This window comes from Pseudomonas sp. SYWMCR5 (assembly GCF_057197165.1).
In genome coordinates, this window is sequence record NZ_JBXUNH010000002.1 from 836,677 (window position 1) to 854,686 (window position 18,010).

Consider the following 18,010-nt stretch of genomic DNA (forward strand, 5'->3'; position numbering starts at 1 on the left):
AGCCCGATCAGCGCAACAGAGGGCGCAGCAGTTCGCGGGAAATGATGTGCCGCTGGATCTCCGATGTCCCCTCCCAGATCCGTTCGATTCGCGCGTTGCGCCAGATCCGCTCCACCGGCCCTTCGTCCATCAGGCCCATGCCACCGAAGATCTGTACCGCTTCGTCGGCGACCTTGCCCAACACTTCGCTGGCGAACAGCTTGGCCATGCCGGCCTCGCCATCGGTCATGCTGCCCTGGTCCATCTTCCAGGCGGTGTGCAGGGTCAGCAGCTCCGCAGCGCGGATCTGCGTGGCCATGTCGGCGAGCTTGAACGACACGCCTTGATAGCTGCCGATCGGTTGGCCGAACTGCTTGCGATCCGCCGACCACTGCAGCGACAGGTCCAGTGCACGCTGGGCCTGGCCGACGCAGTTGGCGGCGACCATCACCCGCCCGGCGGTCAGCCAGGCGTTGGCCACTTCCCAGCCCTTGCCGACCTCGCCCAGCACCTTGCTGGCGGGCACCTTGCAGTCGTCGAAGAACAGCTCGTAGGTGTGATAGCCACGGTTGCTCACGCACTTGGGCCCACGGCGGATGGTCATGCCGGGGGTGCCGCGATCGACCAGGAAAGCGGTCACGGCATTGCGCTTGCGGCCATTGTGCTCGTAGGTGTCGGTGACGGCGAAGACGATGGCGAAGTCGGCATGCCCGGCATGGCTGATGAAGTGCTTGCTGCCGTTGATCACGAAGTCGTCGCCCTGGCGCACGGCGCGAGTCTTGATGGCGTTGGCATCGGAGCCGGCGCCAGGTTCGGTGAGGGCGAAGCAATCGATCTTCTCGCCCTGCACGCTGGGCAGCAGGTAGTCGTTGATCTGCTCATCCTTGCAGGCCATGAGAATCTTCGAAGGGCGTGCGACGAACACGTGCACGGCCCAGGAAACCTTGGACAACTCACGCTCGATCAGCGCCTGGGACAGGTAGTCCAACCCGCCACCGCCGACTTCCTCGGGCATGTTGAAGGCATAGAAGCCTGCGGCGATGGCCTTGCCGCGGATCTGCGCGGCAAGCTCGGGCGACACCGCGTCGGCGCGGTCGACCTCTTCCTCGTGGGGCAGCAGCTCCTTGGCGACGAAACTGCGTACCGCTTCCACCAACATTTCTTGTTCTTGGGTCAGTTGGAAATTCATCTGGCATGGTCCTGAAGAAGGTACTGGGGAGGTGCTGGAAGGTCATTTACCGACGAAGCGCGCGGGCCTGCGCTCGACGGAGGCGCGCAGTGCCTCGGCACCGTCCTCGCTGCGCCCGCACAGCAGCCCGGCGGCCAGCTCCGCCGCCAATTGCTCGGCCAGGGTGCGCTGGGCACCGTCGCGGATCAGGCGCTTGGTCTGGGCGAAGGCGAAGGTCGGGCCCTGGGCCAGGCGTGAGGCGAGTTCGGCGGTGACGGTCAGCAGTTGGTCGTCGGCGCAGACTTCGCCCACCAGGCCTGCGGCGAGCGCCCGTTCGGCGCCCCACAACTCGTCGAGGAACAGCAGGCGCTTGGCCTGCTCGCTGCCGATCAGCCGCGGCAGGTGCCAACTGGCGCCCGCATCGGGGCTGTAGGCCATGCTGGTGTAGCCGGCCTTGAAGCGCGCCGAAGCGGCGGCGATGCGCAGGTCGCAGCACAGGGTCAGGTCCATGCCGGCGCCGACAGCGGTGCCGTTGATCGCGGCGACGGTGGGTTTGTCGAGGGTGTGCAGGCGCTGCATCAGGGCATGGGCGGTTTCGGTCCAGCCGTAGCTTTCCAGGGCGCCGCGGGCTTCGGCCTCGGCCCATTCGGCAAGGTCAGCCCCGGCGCAGAAGCTGCGCCCGCTGCCGGTCAGCACCACCACGCGCACGGCGGGGTCGGCGTTGAAGTCTTCGAGCAGGCTGTGCAGGTGCTTGAGGGTGGGGATGTCCAGGGCATTGCGCTGGTCGGGGCGGTTGAGCGTGATCCAGGCGACACCGGCTTCGAGGGTGGTCAACAGGCTGGTCATGGGAAGCCTCGAGTTGTTGTGGTTGGGGTGGGCTTGGGCGAGATACTAAACGAGCGTTCAACAAGGCGGCAATCGGCGGATATGGGGCTGTTACAACTTCGAACAATCGGGGTTTTGGGGTGTTGCGCAGGGCCTTTTCGCGGGCAAGCCCGCTCCTACAGAGATCACATCTGTAGGAGCGGGCTTGCCCGCGAAAAGGCCAGTGGCCTCAGCGAAGATTCAAACCCCAGGCGCCGTCGGCACCAAGGTCTGCGAACGCTTGCGGTTCATCACGAAGTACGCCAGGTAGCACAGGGCAATGAAGCCAAAGCCCCAGTACAGCGACGGCCTCTGCGTTTCATCCAGTGCCAGGAACACGAACAGCGAGCTGCACAGGGTGATGCACAGCAGCGGGATCAGCGGGTACAGAGGCGCGCGGTACTTGATGTCCTCGAGCTTGCCGCCCTCGCGCAGGAACGTACGGCGGAAGCGGTATTGCGCCAGGGCGATGACGATCCAGGTCACGGTCCCGGACATCCCGCTCACCGCCATCAGCACCATGAACAAGGTGTCGGCGGCAATGAAACTGGTCATCAGCGACACCAGGGCAAAGCACAGGGTGATGCTCAGCGCCCGCAGCGGTACACCGCGCGAGCTCAGTGGCGACAGGCTTTTCGGCGCCATGCCGCTCTTGGACATGGCCCAGAGGATGCGCGTGGAGGCGTACAGTCCGGAGTTGCCCACCGAAAGAATGGCGGTAAGGATGACGAAGTTCATCAGGTCGGCCGCGTACGGGATGCCGACCATGTCGAACACCTGCACGAACGGGCTTTCCATCAGCCCGGCCTGCTGCCACGGCACGATGGCCGACAGTACCGCGATGGCCAGCACGTAGAAGATCAGTACGCGGAACACCACGTTGCGCACCGCCCTTGGGATGCTCTTTTCCGGCTGGTCGGTCTCACCTGCCGCCACCCCCATGATCTCGCAGCCCTGGAAGGCGTAGACCACGGTCATCATCACCGCGAATACCGCTGGCAGCCCGTTGGGGAACAGCGAGTCGCCAACCAGGTTGTCGAGCATCGGCGCCGGTGCGCCGCTGGTCAGCGGGATGGCGCCGAAGATGACCAGGATGCCGACGATGATAAAGCCCAGGATCGCCGCCACCTTCACCCCCGAGAACCAATATTCGGCCTCACCGAACGCCCGGGTGGCCAGGGCGTTGAGACCGAACAGCACGGCAACGAACAGCGCCGACCAGTACCAGATCGGCACCTCGGGGAACCAACGGGTCATCAGCATGCCGGCGGCGGTGAACTCAAGGCCCACGGTGGTGGCCCAGCTCATCCAGTACACCCAGCCGATCATGAAGCCCGTGGCCGGGCCGATGTATTTCGTCGCGTGGGCCTGGAACGAGCCCGATACCGGCATCTGCACCGAGAGCTCACCCAGGCAGACCATCACCAGGTACATCAGCAAGCCTGCCACCAGGTAAGCCAGGATTGCGCCCATCGGGCCACCCTGGTTGATGGTCACCCCGGAGCCCATGAACAGGCCGGTGCCGATCACGCCGCCCAACGACAACATGAAGATATGCCGGCTCTTGAGCGCGCGAGTTAGGTGGATGCCTTTGCGTTCGGAGGGCTCAGACATGACGCACCTCCACAATAATGGCGTTGGGCTGAGCTTTGGGACCTTTCATTATTCTTATCTCCAATAAGCCTGACGGACCGCGAACCACACGGTTGCCCTGGATTATTGGAAAGCGATGTAAGCGGACGTTGAAGCTGAAGATCGAAGATGTAAAAAGTCGTAAGAATTATGTACGACCGCTCTGCATCAGCCGTTCCAGCAACCTGCGTGCCTCGTCCAATGCCCTCTGCAGGGGCTGCTCCAACCCTTGAAGCGCCGGGGCGTCCAGCGCCACCGCCACGGCCTCGACACGCCGCAACGTCGTGGCCAACCCGCACAACCCCAGCGAATCGCTGCTGCCGGCCAGGCGATGGGCCAGGTCCGCAGCCTGAGTGCAATCGCCGAGCCGCAGTGCATCGAGCAATGCCCCGCGTTGCTCGTCGAGCCCTTGGCGCAGCACAGCCAACAGCCCCTGGACCTTCTGCTCCCCCAGCAACTGGCGATGGGTCTGCAGCAGGGCCAGGTCGAGGACGGTGTCCGGGGCGGTCACTGTCGGCAGCGGCTCGACCTGCGCCAGTGCACGACGCAGGCTGTCCAGGCGCAACGGCTTGGCCAGCACCCCCTGCATCCCGGCTTCCAGGTAGCCGCGTACCACGGCCGGTTGCACGCCCGCCGTCAGGGCCAGGATTCGCGTCTGCCGATTCGGCCCGGCGCCAGCGCGCAGTCGCCGGCACAAATCGACACCGCTCATGCCCGGCAGGTGCACATCCAGCAGCAGCAGGTCGAAGGGTCGTTGCGCGCAGACCGCCAGCGCCTGCGTCGCATCCTCGGCGAAGCTGACACGGTGCCCGTCACGCTCGAGCAAGCTGCCCGCCACCTCGCGGTTGAGCGCCACATCCTCGACCACCAGGATCTCGAGGGCAGGCGAAAGCCCCTGGCTGGCGGACTCGGCGGCAACGTCGCGGCCCGCGGGCAGCTCCACCTCGAACCAGAAGCAACTGCCCTGACCTTCGCGGCTGTCCACGCCGATCCGACCGCCCAGGCGTCCGATCAGGTGCTTGCAGATTGCAAGCCCCAATCCTGTGCCGCCGTAACGCCTAGCCACGGTTTCGCTGGCCTGGGTAAAACGCTCGAAGATCCGCGCCTGCATCGCCGGGGCGATGCCGATACCGTCATCGCTGACCTGCACCCGCACCCACTGGCGCTGCGCCTGCAGCACTTGCACCTCAAGGCTGACCCGCCCGCCTTCGGTGAACTTGATCGCGTTGGCCAGCAGGTTGCTCAGCACCTGGCGCAAGTACTGCTCGGCACCGAACTGATGCGCAGCCAGCCGGGTATCGACATGGCAGTCCAGCTCGGTGCCATTGGCCGTGGCGCGGGGTTCGAGCAGCGTCAGCACCTCGTCGCAGAGCCGGCGCAAGGAGAAGTCCACGGGCTCCGGGTGGCTTTCACCCTCTTCAAGGCGGGCAAAGAACAACACCTCGTTGAGGATCGCCGACAAGCCCTCGCCCGCCTTGTACAGCGCCTCCAGACGCCTGCTTGCCTGGGGGTCGAGGCTGCTGCCACGCAGCAACTCGGCCATGCCGAGAATACCGTTGAGCGGGGTGCGCAACTCATGGCTCATGGTCGCCAGGAAGCGCGACTTGGCCAGGTTCGCCGCCTCCGCCTCATCCTTGGCACGCGCCAGGCTTTCGGTGCGCCGCTCGACCATGGCTTGCAACTCGTCACGTTTGCCCTGCAAGGCCAGGCGGTCCTGCTCGCGACGCTCGATATCGCTCAGGATCGACCGGCGCATGTCGTCCAGGGCATGGGCCACGGTATCGATCTCGTCCACCCGGGCCGAGCGGCGCTTGTCCAGGCGCAGCGGCTCCTGCCAGTGGCCTGCAGCGACACGCCGGGCGAACTCGGCCATCACCTGCAGATGGCGCGTGACCAGGCGATAGAACAACCCCGACAGCGCCACGGCCAAACCGCAGAGAAACACGCTCATCCACAGCAGGCTGGTCAGCCCGGTGGCGAACAGGCGCTGGTGCACCGCGCCCAGGTCGATGCTCACCTCCAGCGTGCCAAGGTGCCTCGTCGGCCCGGTGGGCGGCTGGAAATCCAGGGCGAAGCGCTCGATGCGCAGCGGCCCCGCAGGTTCTGCCTGGCCTTGCAGCAGCTGGAAGTCGCTGCTGTCCAGCCGCACCCGTGCCACATCGGAGAAGTCCACCAACCCGCGCAACTGCACGTTGAGCTGCTCCTGGTCCAGGTCCCACAGGCTGCGCTCCAGGCTCGCCAGGTAACCGGCGCGGATCAGTTCCATGCGCGCGTCGATATCGCGCATCTCGCGGCGGTACTCGAAATACAGCTGCACGGCGCTGGCCAGCACGGTGAAGCACAGGCTGAACAGCAGGATGAACAGCAGCAGGCGGCGCAGCAGGCCATCGGCACGCAGGCGGATCATCGTGCAGCTGCCGGTTGCGCGATCATGTCGCGGTAGGTCACTTCGCTCTGATGCAGCCAGTTGTCGATCTCGCCGCGCTCGGTCATTTGCTGCAACTGCGCGTCGATCTCGTCCATGCGCAGGCTCAAGGGGCTATGGCGCGAGACTGCGACACGCAGGTAGTCGACACTCAGCGCCGCAGGCAGGGCCTGGATATCGCCCGCACCGGGCAGGTGCTCGACGAACAGCTCGCCCGTGCGCCGCTCCTGGATCACGAAATCGATGCGCCCGCGAATCAACTTGCCAAAATTCTGCTGGCTGGACGACACCCATTCGATGTTCTGGTGACGGGCAACGAAACGGTCGAAGGCCGGGCCGTAGCTTTCGCCGAACAGCAGCCCGCCGCGATAGCGGGCAAGATCGTCGAGCCGCTCGAAACGTACCGGCCGCTTGCGGTTGACGAACACCGCGACCTCCTCGCGCAGCACCGGCACACGGGAGAAGCGCATGCCTTGGTCACGTTGCTCGCTGCTGTAGGCCAGCACCACATCCACCCGCCCTTCGGCCGCGTCCAGCAGGCAGCGCTTCCAGTTGCCCAGCACCACGATCTGCACCTCCAGCCCCAGGCGTGCGAACAACTCGCGCACCACGGTCGGCGCCAGCCCCCGCACCTGCTTGCCATCACTCCAGGACACCGGCGGGTACACCGGGTAGTCGCAATAGCGCACCGGCTGCCCGGCGAACGCCGGCAGGCTCAACAGCCACAGGCCCAGGCAGCACAGGCCGCGCATGATCTCAGGCCGCCACGCTGGCGGTGAACAGATAGCCGGTGCCGTGGATGGTGATGATCAGTTGCGGTTCGGCCGGGTCGTCGTGCAACTTGCGCCGCAGACGGCCGACCAGCACGTCGATGGAACGGTCGTTGGGCACCCATTCGCGGTTGCGGATCTGGTCCATCAACTGGTCGCGGCTGAGGGTATGGCCGCTGTTGCGCAGGAACACGCTGAGGAGTTGGAACTCGCCATGGGTCAGCAGGGTTTCACCGCCCTGCGGGTCGATCAACCGGCGCCGGTCGCTGTCCAGCGCCCAGTCGGCGAACTGCTTGAGGCAAGGGCTGGCGATGGCGCCAGAACGGCTTGCCTGGGCGTGGCGCACACGGCGGATCAGGTTCTTGGCCCGCGACACCAGTTCGCGCGGGTTGAGCGGCTTGATCACGTAGTCGTCGGCGCCGCATTCAAGGCCGACGATCCGGTCGATATCATCGTTGCGTCCGGTGATCAGGATGATGCCGACTTCCGAGCGCACCCGCAGCTCGCGGGTCAGGGTCAGGCCGTCCTTGCCCGGCAGGCGGATGTCGAGCATGACCAGATCCACCGGCTGGCTGGCCAGGCAGCGCTCGGCCTCTTCGGCAGTGTCGGCGCAGCGTACGTCGTAGCCTTCCCGCGAGAGATAGGCCTGCAACAGGTCACGAATGAGCGGATCGTCGTCGACGACCAGTACCCGAGGTGTCATTGCGTGTGGTCTCTTCTTTGATGTTGTTCTGAAACCCGCGCCAGCAGCCTACCCGGTACTGAACGACCGATCAACAGCCTCCCGGCAGGCTGAAGCGTCGACGCCCACCCGCCTGCAGGCCATCGACCCAGGCCTCGCAGATCTGCACGCCCTGCTCCGGGGTGAAGGTGTTGGGGTTGAGCCCCGACTCAAGCCACAGGCCATCGAGCAAGGCGCTCAGGCTGATCGCGGCGAGGTCCGCGTCGAAGGCCTGCCAGCCCTCCTCCGCTGCCAGCGCCGCCAGCAGCGTGGCCAGTTCGTTGCGGTATTCGGAATAGGAATGGTCGTGCGCCTGGTTGATCGCTTCGGCGGTCTTCACCGCCCCCCAGAAGGCCAGCCAGGCGTCGAGCAACTGCGGGTCGAGCAACTCGGCGCAGAACGATCCGCGAAAGAACGCCGACAGGCGCTCGCGGGCATTGGGTGCGGCCTGGGCCATGGCCTCGCGCAGCAGGCCCATGACCCGCCCGGTCACGGCCCGGTAGGCCTCGGCGACCAGTTCGTCCTTGCCCGAGTAGTGATGGCTGATCAGCCCCACCGACACGCCCGCCTCGGCGGAAATCTTGCGGATCGACGCGCCCTGGAAGCCATCGCGCTTGAGGCAGGCCAGGGTCGCCTGGACCAGGATGGCCTTGCGTTCTTCGGGCGCCATGCGGTTGTAGCGGGCTTCCTGGGTCATGCGGATTCTCGTCGCGGCGGGTTGGACTGAACGACTGTACAACAAGGCGCAGCGCGTGATAAACCCTGTGCTCCGGCCAATAACAAGAATGCCTGCCATGTCCGACCTGATCACCTGCGCCCTCGACCAGGGTTTGCTGACCCTGACCTTCAACCGCCTCGACAAGCTCAACGCGCTCAACAACGCGATGTACAGCGAACTGGACCGCCATCTGCAGGCGGCCAGCGAAGACCCGGCCGTCGAGGTGATCCTGCTGACCGGCGGTGCGACCTGCTTCAGCGCCGGCAATGACCTGCGCGACTTTCTCGACAACCCTCCACGTGATCTGGACAGCCCGGTGTTTCGCATGATGCGCACCGTGCTGGCACTGGACAAGCCGCTGCTCGCCGCCGTCAACGGGCCCGCCATCGGCATCGGCTGCACCCTGCTGCTGCACTGCGACCAGGTGCTGGTCAGCCGCTCGGCGAAACTGCGCATGCCCTTCGCCCCCCTGGGTGTATGCCCGGAATTCGGCTCGAGCCTGCTGCTGCCACGTCTGCTCGGGCATCAAAGGGCGGCGCGGCTGCTGCTGGCCAACGAGTTGCTCAGCGGCGAACAGGCACTGGCCTGGGGCCTGGCCAACGAGCTGCATGACGACGGCGAACAGTGCCTGGCGGCCGCGGTAGCGCTCGCCAGGCGCTTGCAAGCCATGCCCCAGCAGGCCCTGCGGATCAGCAAACGCCTGCTCAAGGATGGACAGCGCCGGGAACTGGAGGAGACCGTAAAACGGGAGGCGGCATTGTTCATCGAGCGCCTGGCCAGCGAGCAAGCCCGCGCGGCGTTGCAGGCGTTGGTGTAGGAGCAGGCTGCACCCGATAGAAGCATTTCACCACCAGTCAGCACCTCCGGCAGCCGGGTGCCGAGCGTCGAGTTCGCCGCCCAGGTGACCACGCCCTTGCAACGCTACTTCGGCGCGCTGGTGTACGTCGGCACCCATCACATGGCGTTGCAGGCCTTGCAGGACGGGCGCGTCGATGCCGCCTTCGTCGCCAGCGCGCGCCGACGCCTACCTGGCCAGCCACGCCGAGTACGCCGGGCTAGAGCGAATGATGAACGCGGCACTGGAGCCACGCTGAAAGATTCAACTTTCACCAACGTCCGGTGTCCAAGCAGTGACAACACAGTCATTTCGGAGGTTATTCATGGCGATTCGCGCCACCTTGCTGATTCCCTGCCTGGCCTTGACCCTGGGCGCCTGTGTCGGCGCTTCGCCAGATAAACCGCCACCCAAGACCATGCCCGTCAATCTCGAGCAGTACCAGGGCAAATGGTACGAACTGGCACGCCTGCCGATGTTCTTCCAGCGTGACTGCGTGCAGTCCGAGGCCAATTACCAACTGCGCGAAGATGGCCAGGTCGATGTCACCAACCGCTGCCGTGACGAAGACGGCGATTGGCAGCAGGCGACCGGCATCGCCCAACTGCAGCAACCCGGCCAGACCGACAAGCTGTGGGTGAGGTTCGACAACTGGTTCAGCAAACTGGCGCCCGATACCGCCAAGGGCGAATACTGGGTGCTGTACCACGATCCGGACTACCGCGTGGCCGTGGTCGGCCACCCGAATCGCGAGTACCTGTGGCTGCTGTCACGCACCCCGACAGTGAGCGAACGCACACGCAACCAGTTGCTCGAAGTCGCTCGCCAGCGCGGCTACGACACCCGCGAACTGATCTGGCGCCAGCCCGACTGAGGCCTGCGGCTCAGCGCAGGTCCTGGGTCACCTGTCCGACCGCCTGCACCACGCGGCGTGCGCCTTCCTGAATGTCAGTGATGGCGCTGCCCGCCTGGCCTGCGAGGGTCAGCCCGACCCCGGCCTGCTCGCGGCTGTTTTCGATCTCCACCACTGCCTGATCGGCCAGTTGCTGGTTACGCGCCACCACCGCGACGATCTCTTCGGTCGCCGCGCTGGTGCGCGCTGCAAGCTGGCGCACCTCATCGGCGACCACGGCAAACCCACGCCCCTGCTCGCCCGCGCGGGCCGCTTCGATGGCAGCGTTGAGCGCCAGCAAGTTGGTCTGCGAGGCGATGCTGCCGATGGTCTGCACGATCGAACTGATGACCACCGACTGCTTGCCCAGCGCCTCGATGGTGCTCGAGGCGCTGTGCATCTGATCGGCCACCGCCTGCATCGTCTGCACCGCTTCCTGCACCACGCTCGCCCCCTCGCGGGCACTGACGTCGGTGTTGCGCGACACCTCCAGGGCCATTTGCGCAGCGCGACGGATAGCCTGCTCCTTGCGCACCTGGTCGGTGATCACCGAGGCGAACTTGATCACCCGGCTGATCTTGCCTTCGGCGTCGTAGACCGGGTTGTAGCTGGCCTCCAGCCAGACTTCCTGCCCACGGCTGTCCAGTCGGCGGAAGCGCCCAGCGACATAGCGCCCGCTGTTGAGGGTCTTCCAGAACTCCGTGTAGGCCGGTGTCGCCGCTTCATCGGCCGGACAGAACAGGCGGTGATGCTGGCCGACCACGCGCTCCAGCGAATAGCCCATGGCCTCGAGAAAGCGTTCGTTGGCCGTGACGATGTTGCCGCTCAGGTCGAACTGGATGATCGCCGTCGAGCGGAACAGCGCGTCGATGAAGGCTGTGTTCTCAAGGCGCTGACCGACCTCGGCGGACACCTCGCTGCCGTAGCCCTGCACATAGTCCAGGCGTCCGTCCTCGCCGCGCACTGGCAACCACTTCAGGCGTAGCCAGACCATGTGGCCGTCGGCGCGCAGGAAACGATAGTCGTCGGCCACCGGCTCCAGCCGTGATATGGCCTGGGTGAACTGCCGGTAGCAGGGCAAGGTTGTCACGTAGCCGGGGACGATATCGCTCAGCGGCCGCCCGATCAGCGCCCTCGAGGGTTGTGCAAGCGCGGCGGCGCATGCTTCGTTGCAGGCGATGATTCTCAGGTTGGCATCCAGACGCAGGGCCAGGCTGCCTTGCTCCAGTTGCTCGAGCACCGCACGCAGGCGTTTGACCTCGGCCTCGCTTGCCGCGAGCCGAGCTTTGATTTTTCGATCGAACATGGGACACCTTGCGAACAGTTGTGTGGTAAAGCACTCACGCATCCTGCAAGCCAGCTTCCCTGGTGGCCGTCAGGCCCCGGATTCCGTGGGCCCGTCACTTTCAAACGAGAATGTGATGCAGCATCTCAGGAAAGACCGAGAGCCGCTATCAAAGTGCTATTAGCCGTTACAAAATAACTTTCTGATCCGATGAACGGTTGTGTGCCGTTGGGGTTGGCTGGAGGGATTCGTGGGGGCGGACAGGTGTTCGCCCCCACACAACCCCCTCGAAAGAAATAGCGCCTACACCCCCCGCGCCACCTGCCACAGCCGTGCGATATCCCCCGCCCGCGCCTCGAGCAGCGTCCCGGCCTCGGCACAAGCGCGCTCGAGCGTCATCGGCCCGCTGGTCACAGCGAACGCGGCATCGATGCCGTGGGCATACAACGCCTCGTAGCCCTCCCCCAGGGTGCCGGCAATCACCACCACCGGCACACCATGACGCTTGGCCACGCGGGCCACGCCCATCGGGGTCTTGCCGCGCAGGGTCTGGGCATCGAAACGTCCTTCGCCGGTGATCACCAGGTCCGCGCCCTGCACCAGCCCGTCCAGCCCAGCGAGCTCCGCCACCACTTCAACCCCGGGACGAAAGCGCGCGCCCATGAACGCCTTGGCCGCAAAGCCCATGCCGCCCGCCGCACCGCAACCAGGAAACTCACGCACATCCTCCCCCAGCAACTGCGCGCAGTGGTCGGCAAAGTGCCCCAGGGCCTGGTCCAGCAGCAGCACCTGCTCAGGCGTGGCGCCCTTCTGCGGGCCGAAGATCGCCGAGGCGCCGTTGGGGCCGCACAAGGGGTTGTCGACATCCGCCGCCACCTCGAACTGTACCTCGGCCAGACGTGGGTCGAGGTCGCTGGCGTCGATGCGTGCCAGTTGCGCCAGGGCCAAGCCGCCCTCGGCCAGTGCCTGGCCTTCGCTGTCCAGCAACCGCAGCCCCAGCGCCCGCAGCATGCCGCTGCCCGCGTCGTTGGTGGCGCTGCCGCCGATTGCCAGCACGATGCGCTGCGCACCTGCCGCCAGGGCTGCGGCAATCAGCTCCCCGGTGCCCCAGGTGCTGCTGCGGCAGGCATTGCGCTCACCGCTGGGCAGCAACTGGATACCACTGGCCTGGGCCATCTCGATCACGGCGGTACTGCTCTGCGCCAGCCAGCCCCAGCTCGCCTCCACTGGCGCCCCCAGCGGACCGCGCACCACCTGGCGGCGCTGCTCGCCCTCGGTGGCCGCGACGATCGCCTCCATGGTGCCCTCACCGCCATCGGCCATCGGGCACTCGACACGCTCGGCCTCGGGCCAGACCTTGGCCAGCCCGGCGCTGATCGCCCGGGCGACACCGGCGGCATCGAGGCTGTCCTTGAACGAATCGGGGGCGATGACGACTTTCATGGGGAATCTCCTGGTCCTGTTAGCCCGCATGCTGACAGCTGCGCGCCAGAGCGGCCTCGGTCGGATGCACAAAACGCCCGACCGGTTGTTTGGGCAAATGCCTTCGCCCGGTTCCCCAGGCTCACTCGGCAGGCAGCAGCTGCAAGCCCAGGTACAGGCTCAGCATCCCCTCCAGACGCAGCGGATCCACCTCGCCCAGTTCAGCGATACGCTCCAGTCGATAACGCAGGCTGTTGCGATGGATCCCCAAGGCATCGGCGCACGCCTGGCTTTGTCCGTCATGGGCGCACCAGGCGCGCAGGGTGGCGAGCAATTGCCCGCTGGCATCCTTGGCGCGGATGCGTTGCAGCGGTTCGAGCAATTCGTCCAGGGCGTCGTCATTGCGATGACGCCAGAGCAACGCCGGCAAGCGGTAGCGCGACAAACTCAACACGCGCTCGCCGGGCACTATCTCGCGGCCATAGGCCAACAGGTCGCGGACCCGCCGATAACCTCGTCGCAACTGCTCCAGGCTCTGCGCCACGCTGCCCAGGGCCAGGCGCTGGACCTGCCAGCCATGGCGCTGCAAGCGTTCGATCAGGCGCACCTCGTCCAGCGCCACGGTTGCCGGGCGGCACCAGAGCAGCGATTGACGCGCCGGGCTGACGCACCAGCTGTCCGGATAACGGCTGCTCAGCCAGGCCGACAGCACTTCGCCCGGTGGGCCGCCCTCCAGCTCGAACAGGCAAGGCACCCGCGCCAGTTGCGGCTTGAGCCCCAGTTGCCGGGCTTCGTCCACCAGCCGGGGTGAATCGCCACTGCCGCCCAGCAGCAGCGCCAATAGATCGTCGCAGCGCTGTCGGCGCCACTGCTGTTCGACCTGCAGGTGACGCTGGGCCAGGAGCATCTCGGCGGTCATGCGTACCAGCTCGCCATAGGTGCGCAGTTGCTGCGGATCGCCGGTCAGGCCGAGCACGCCGATCAGTCGGTCGTCGAGCATCAACGGCAGGTTCACCCCCGGCTGCACGCCCTTGAGGCACTTGGCCGCCTCGCTGTCGAGCTCGACGATACGCCCATTGGCCAGGACCAGTTGTGCCCCCTCATGACGAGTGTTGATGCGCTCTGGCTCGCCGCTGCCCAGGATCAGGCCCTGGCTGTCCATGACATTGACGTTGCACGGCAGGATCGCCATCGCCCGGTCGACGATATCCTGGGCCAGGTCGTGGTCTAGCTCGAACATGTGGGTTCCTTGCAGTGGCAGACTTTGTTCCGCAGCACAGCCGTGCGTGCCCTACGCTGTGCAAAAGCACAAAGACAGCGGCGCCCTGCTCGCCGAGACTCGTTTCAGGCGAGCGCCGGGACAGGCGCCGCGTGACAACCATAACAACAGAGAATTTCATCATGGCACACAGCCCTGCCCCTGACCAAGGCCAAGACCCCAGCCGCAATGCGCTGTACCGGCGCATCACCCTGCGGTTGATCCCGTTCATTTTCATCTGCTACCTGTTCAACTACCTGGACCGCGTCAACGTCGGTTTCGCCAAGCTGCAGATGCTCGACGCACTGAAGTTCAGCGAGACCATCTACGGCCTGGGCGCCGGGATCTTCTTCATCGGCTACGTGCTCTGCGGCCTGCCCAGCAACCTGGCGCTCAACCGCTTCGGCCCCCGGCGCTGGATCGCGGTGATGATGATCGCCTGGGGCACGCTCTCGACCTGCCTGCTGTTCGTCACCACACCGATGGAGTTCTACGTGCTGCGCCTGTTCACCGGCGCCGCCGAAGCCGGGTTCTTCCCCGGCGTGGTCCTGTATCTCTCGCGCTGGTTCCCGGCTGATCGGCGCGGGCGCATCATGGCCCTGTTCATGTCGGCGATCCCGGTCTCGGGCCTGCTCGGCGGGCCGTTCTCCGGCTGGATTCTCGACCACTTCGCCGCAGGCCAGCACGGCCTGGCGGGCTGGCAGTGGATGTTCCTGATCCAGGGCTTGCCGACCGTGGCGCTGGGCATACTCGCGGTGTTCCTGCTCAGCGACGGCTATCAGAAGGCCGCCTGGCTGTCGGACAGCGAGCGCCAACTGATCGCCAGGGACCTCGCCGCCGATGCCGCGAGCAAGCCGAGCACCACCGGCGACAGCGTGCTGGCCGTACTGACCAACCCACTGATCTGGACCTTCGGCTTCGTCTACTTCTGCATCCAGAGCGGTGTCTATGCGATCAACTTCTGGCTGCCCTCGATCATCAAGAACCTGGGCTTCGACAGCCCGTTGCTGATCGGCTGGCTGAGTGCGATCCCCTACCTGCTGGCCGGGGTGTTCATGATCCTGGTCGGCCGCTCGGCAGACCTGCGCAACGAACGCCGCTGGCATCTGGTGGTGCCCATGCTGATGGGCGCCATCGGCCTGCTGATCGCGGTCAACTTCGCCAGCAACCCGACCGTGGCCATCCTGGGCCTGTCCATCGCCACCATGGGCGCACTGACTGGCCTGCCGATGTTCTGGCCGATGCCGACCGCGCTGCTCAGCGCCAGTGCCGCTGTCGCGGGCCTGGCGATCATCAACTCGGTGGGCCAGATGGCCGGCTTCCTGAGCCCGTATCTGGTGGGCTTCATCAAGGACCAGACCGGCTCGACGGACGCGGCGCTGTACTCGCTGGCGGGTGTGATCGTGCTGGGCAGCCTGGTGGCCCTGCGCGTGTCGCGCGCCGGGGCACTGAACGCCGCACGGGCCAACTGAGGCCTGCGGGCCGCGTGCATCAAGGCTGCTGGAACTGCCCCAGGTACCGTTCCAGCACCGCCTTGTCACCGCTGCCATCGCCCGCCACCTGCCACAGCCGCCGCTCGATGCCCTGGGCCAGCAGGTGCCCCACCGCCGCCTCGATGGCCGACAGCACGCACAACTGTGCCGGCTCGTTGGTGGTGTAGCCCACCTCCGCTTCGAGCAGTTTCTTGAACTCGATGAACTTGAAGACCCCGGCGCTGCGCCCCACCGAGTAGATGGTCTTGCTGGTCATCACGTTGGCCAGCACCTGCCCGGTGCGCACATCCACCGCACGCAGGTTGACCGTGACCTGGTCGACCCGATACTCGCGGGCGATGTCGATGCCCAGGTAGCGCGCGCCTTCACCGCCGCTGCGCACGTTGGTGTCGTAGGCGATGATGCCGCCCTCGAGCATCAGGTTGGCCGCCTGCAGCGGCGGCAACTCGCCCTGGATGTTCTCGGCCACGTCGGGCTTTTTCTGCGAGGCACGGATGATCTTGCGTTCGGTCAGCAGGTTCTGCAGCCCTTCGCGCTCGAGCACCACGAACCAGCCGCTGGCGTTGAGGGCATCCATCAGCATGCTCGCCGCGCCCTGGGTCACGCTGGTGGAAAACGAACTGGCCGGGGTCGGCTTGTACTGCCCGGTCTGATCGCGGAAACCGTACACCACCGCCATCAGCCGGCCCTTGGGACGCGGCATCTTGAGCAGGTCGTAATAGGTCGAGGCACGCGGGGTCAGGGTCGGTGTTTCGGCGTCCTGCTCGGCAGGCATCGGTTCACGCAGGCCGCAACCTTGCAGGGTGGCGAGAATCAGCAGTGTGCTCAGCAGGCGTTTCATGGCATGTCTCCCCTGTTGGCCAGTCCCTCTCAGGGGTTCAGGCCGCTGACCTCGATGATCGAGATTTCCCCGGTGGCACGGTCGGTGACGCGGATGCTCAGGGCACCGGAGTCATCGATCACATCGACCAGGAACGAATCGGTGGCCAGGCTGCCGGCCCGGCCATTGTTGATGTTGTCGAGCAACTGCGAGAGCAGCCGCGACTCGAGCTGGTTGCTGAAGCGTTCCAGGGCCGTGGTGCCGGAAAACGCCGAGCTGCGGCTCTTGAGGCTCGGGTCTTCGTGATCGTTCTGCGCCTGAGCGTTGTTGAGCAGCCAGGTGCCGTTGAGCGGGTTGCCACCGAAGGCCGGGTTGACCGGGGTGTAGACCAGCTCCGTGGCCTGCGCCCCGAAGGCCGTTGCCAGCAGGCAGGCGGCGATGCTGCGTGAAATGGCGGTGTTCATAGCTCGTCCCTCTCCAGATCGGTGGTGTCCTGCAGCAGACGTTGCAGCTTGCGCTGAATGATCTGCTGGCGGACCAGGTCGGCGGCCGCGATGGCCTCGTCGTTGAGCTGCGTGGTGTTCGGTGGCAGGAAGCGCCGGTACAGCACCTCGCGTTCGTGCTCCACGGTCACCAGGCTGCCCCAGCGCGCATCGGGTCGTTCGCGCACCACCAGGTTGAAGTCCAGGCGGCTGGTGGCACGCAAGCGGTCGGTGAACACGGAGTAGAAGTCGTGGCCAATGTGCGAAATGGTGTTGTCGACGATGAAGCCCATCATTTCGTCCTCGCTGCCGGCCCGTGCCGCAGCCTGGGCCAGCGACAGCGCCAGGCACAGGGCGATGGCCAGGCGCTTCATGGCGCCTCTCCCGGGCCGCTGTGCCGACGCGGGCCAGTGCCGCTCTCGGTGAAGGCCTGTTCGGCGACGAACTGCCAGTCGCTGTAGTGCGCCAGCCCCTCGAACCCCGACCACTGCGCGCTGAAGCCGCTGCGCTTGATCGGCGCGGCCTGCGAGCGGCTGTACACCCCGGTGATTCGGCCGTCGATCGCACGCATCAGGCCCCAGTCCTCGCTGGCGCCGATCGGGTCGCGGTACAGCCGGCGGATATGCCGCTGCGGTGCCGGGAAGCGGTTATCCTCCAGCAGCTCGGCCAGATCCTGCGGGTACTGGGCCAGCCCCGGCGAGGCGCGGTAGTAGCTGCGCAGCGCCTGGGCGTACTGGCCGCCGACCCACAGCAGCTGGCGCTCGCGCTCGCGCTGGGCGCTGGTGGCCCACAACGTGCCGGTGGCGGCCAGGGCCAGGGTGCTGGTGGCGATCAGCAGCAACACGCCCAGGTAGGTGAAGCCGGCGTTACCACTCGGCATAGAGGCTGCCATCACGCGCCCTCCCCGTTGCCCCGCTCTTGATGTCGGCGACACCACCGGCCACCCCCTCGGGGGGTGGCACCAGCTGCCAGGCATCGCGGCGCTCGCTGACCGGATCGACCGGGGTGTTGCGCAGGTAGCGCTGCTCGACCAGTTGTTCCAGCGACTCGGGATAGCGGCCGGTGTCGCCGTAGTAGTGGTCCAGTGCCTCGCGCAACACGGCCAGGCTCTGGCGCAGGGTCGCCTCGCGGCTCGCCTCCAGGCTGTTGAAGTAGCGCGGCATGGCGATGGTCATCAACGTCGCGATGATCGCCATCACCACCAGCAACTCGATCAGGGTGAAACCGCGGTTGCGTTTCATGGCCA

At 66.0% G+C, this 18,010-nt stretch carries 18 protein-coding genes and 1 pseudogene; 3 read left to right on the plus strand and 16 right to left on the minus strand.

Annotation, left to right across the window (positions count from 1 at the left end; all coding sequences use genetic code 11):
- Positions 1 to 7: 7 nt before the first annotated feature.
- The 7 genes from AC2CGW_RS09635 to AC2CGW_RS09665 form a co-directional block, all read right to left on the minus strand.
- Complete coding sequence (locus AC2CGW_RS09635; protein ID WP_065863505.1) at positions 8 to 1,168, minus strand: acyl-CoA dehydrogenase family protein; 1,161 nt, start codon at positions 1,166 to 1,168, stop codon at positions 8 to 10.
- A 42-nt stretch (positions 1,169 to 1,210) separates the two neighbouring features.
- The gene (locus AC2CGW_RS09640) at positions 1,211 to 1,993 is read right to left on the minus strand and encodes an enoyl-CoA hydratase/isomerase family protein (RefSeq protein ID WP_186665257.1); all 783 of its coding nucleotides are present in this window, start codon (positions 1,991 to 1,993) and stop codon (positions 1,211 to 1,213) included.
- A 219-nt stretch (positions 1,994 to 2,212) separates the two neighbouring features.
- Positions 2,213 to 3,625, minus strand: a complete 1,413-nt coding sequence (locus tag AC2CGW_RS09645) for an amino acid permease (protein WP_186665258.1) — start codon at positions 3,623 to 3,625, stop codon at positions 2,213 to 2,215.
- Positions 3,626 to 3,791: 166 nt separating this feature from the next.
- On the minus strand, positions 3,792 to 6,050 hold the full coding sequence (locus AC2CGW_RS09650; protein ID WP_484573944.1) for an ATP-binding protein: 2,259 nt from the start codon (positions 6,048 to 6,050) through the stop codon (positions 3,792 to 3,794).
- Entirely contained in the window at positions 6,047 to 6,820 is a 774-nt protein-coding gene (locus AC2CGW_RS09655; RefSeq protein WP_186665260.1) for a substrate-binding periplasmic protein, read from the minus strand. The genes AC2CGW_RS09650 and AC2CGW_RS09655 overlap by 4 nt, the downstream gene beginning before the upstream one ends.
- A 4-nt stretch (positions 6,821 to 6,824) precedes the next feature.
- Positions 6,825 to 7,541: a response regulator gene (locus tag AC2CGW_RS09660; RefSeq protein WP_288376836.1), complete on the minus strand. Its 717-nt coding sequence runs from the start codon at positions 7,539 to 7,541 to the stop codon at positions 6,825 to 6,827.
- Positions 7,542 to 7,611: 70 nt separating this feature from the next.
- Entirely contained in the window at positions 7,612 to 8,256 is a 645-nt protein-coding gene (locus tag AC2CGW_RS09665; protein WP_484573945.1) for a TetR family transcriptional regulator C-terminal domain-containing protein, read from the minus strand.
- A gap of 97 nt (positions 8,257 to 8,353) precedes the next feature.
- On the opposite strand from AC2CGW_RS09665, the gene AC2CGW_RS09670 reads away from it, so the two are divergent.
- Positions 8,354 to 9,094, plus strand: a complete 741-nt coding sequence (locus AC2CGW_RS09670) for an enoyl-CoA hydratase-related protein (protein ID WP_186665266.1) — start codon at positions 8,354 to 8,356, stop codon at positions 9,092 to 9,094.
- 343 nt (positions 9,095 to 9,437) lie between these two features.
- On the plus strand, positions 9,438 to 9,986 hold the full coding sequence (locus tag AC2CGW_RS09675) for a lipocalin family protein (RefSeq protein WP_186711615.1): 549 nt from the start codon (positions 9,438 to 9,440) through the stop codon (positions 9,984 to 9,986).
- 10 nt (positions 9,987 to 9,996) lie between these two features.
- Here the strand turns inward: AC2CGW_RS09675 and AC2CGW_RS09680 are convergent, their stop codons facing one another.
- The 4 genes and pseudogenes from AC2CGW_RS09680 to AC2CGW_RS09695 all read right to left on the minus strand — a co-directional run bounded on the left by AC2CGW_RS09680 (position 9,997) and on the right by AC2CGW_RS09695 (position 13,951).
- Entirely contained in the window at positions 9,997 to 10,503 is a 507-nt protein-coding gene (locus AC2CGW_RS09680) for a methyl-accepting chemotaxis protein (protein WP_426351458.1), read from the minus strand.
- Positions 10,504 to 10,533: 30 nt separating this feature from the next.
- A pseudogene (locus tag AC2CGW_RS09685) lies at positions 10,534 to 11,352 on the minus strand (PAS domain-containing protein); the annotation flags it as partial.
- A 240-nt stretch (positions 11,353 to 11,592) separates the two neighbouring features.
- Entirely contained in the window at positions 11,593 to 12,732 is a 1,140-nt protein-coding gene (locus tag AC2CGW_RS09690) for a glycerate kinase (RefSeq protein ID WP_484573946.1), read from the minus strand.
- Between the two features lie 121 nt (positions 12,733 to 12,853).
- Entirely contained in the window at positions 12,854 to 13,951 is a 1,098-nt protein-coding gene (locus AC2CGW_RS09695) for a sugar diacid recognition domain-containing protein (protein WP_186665274.1), read from the minus strand.
- A gap of 161 nt (positions 13,952 to 14,112) precedes the next feature.
- Here AC2CGW_RS09695 and AC2CGW_RS09700 point away from each other — a divergent pair, with 161 nt between their 5' ends.
- Complete coding sequence (locus AC2CGW_RS09700; protein ID WP_186711612.1) at positions 14,113 to 15,441, plus strand: MFS transporter; 1,329 nt, start codon at positions 14,113 to 14,115, stop codon at positions 15,439 to 15,441.
- A gap of 19 nt (positions 15,442 to 15,460) precedes the next feature.
- Here AC2CGW_RS09700 and AC2CGW_RS09705 read toward each other — a convergent pair whose 3' ends face one another.
- Genes AC2CGW_RS09705 through AC2CGW_RS09725 form a run of 5 tightly spaced genes read right to left on the minus strand, consistent with a single transcriptional unit; the run spans position 15,461 to position 18,005 of the window.
- Positions 15,461 to 16,303, minus strand: coding sequence for a CsgG/HfaB family protein (locus AC2CGW_RS09705; protein ID WP_186665278.1), 843 nt, complete (start codon positions 16,301 to 16,303; stop codon positions 15,461 to 15,463).
- A gap of 29 nt (positions 16,304 to 16,332) precedes the next feature.
- On the minus strand, positions 16,333 to 16,746 hold the full coding sequence (locus AC2CGW_RS09710) for a curli assembly protein CsgF (RefSeq protein WP_186665280.1): 414 nt from the start codon (positions 16,744 to 16,746) through the stop codon (positions 16,333 to 16,335).
- Positions 16,743 to 17,138: a curli production assembly/transport protein CsgE gene (gene csgE, locus AC2CGW_RS09715; protein ID WP_186665286.1), complete on the minus strand. Its 396-nt coding sequence runs from the start codon at positions 17,136 to 17,138 to the stop codon at positions 16,743 to 16,745. The genes AC2CGW_RS09710 and csgE overlap by 4 nt, the downstream gene beginning before the upstream one ends.
- Positions 17,135 to 17,656, minus strand: a complete 522-nt coding sequence (locus tag AC2CGW_RS09720) for a type II secretion system protein (RefSeq protein ID WP_186665288.1) — start codon at positions 17,654 to 17,656, stop codon at positions 17,135 to 17,137. Before AC2CGW_RS09720 ends, csgE begins: the two co-directional genes overlap by 4 nt.
- Positions 17,631 to 18,005, minus strand: a complete 375-nt coding sequence (locus AC2CGW_RS09725) for a type II secretion system protein (protein WP_186665290.1) — start codon at positions 18,003 to 18,005, stop codon at positions 17,631 to 17,633. Before AC2CGW_RS09725 ends, AC2CGW_RS09720 begins: the two co-directional genes overlap by 26 nt.
- Between the last annotated feature and the right edge of the window lie 5 nt (positions 18,006 to 18,010).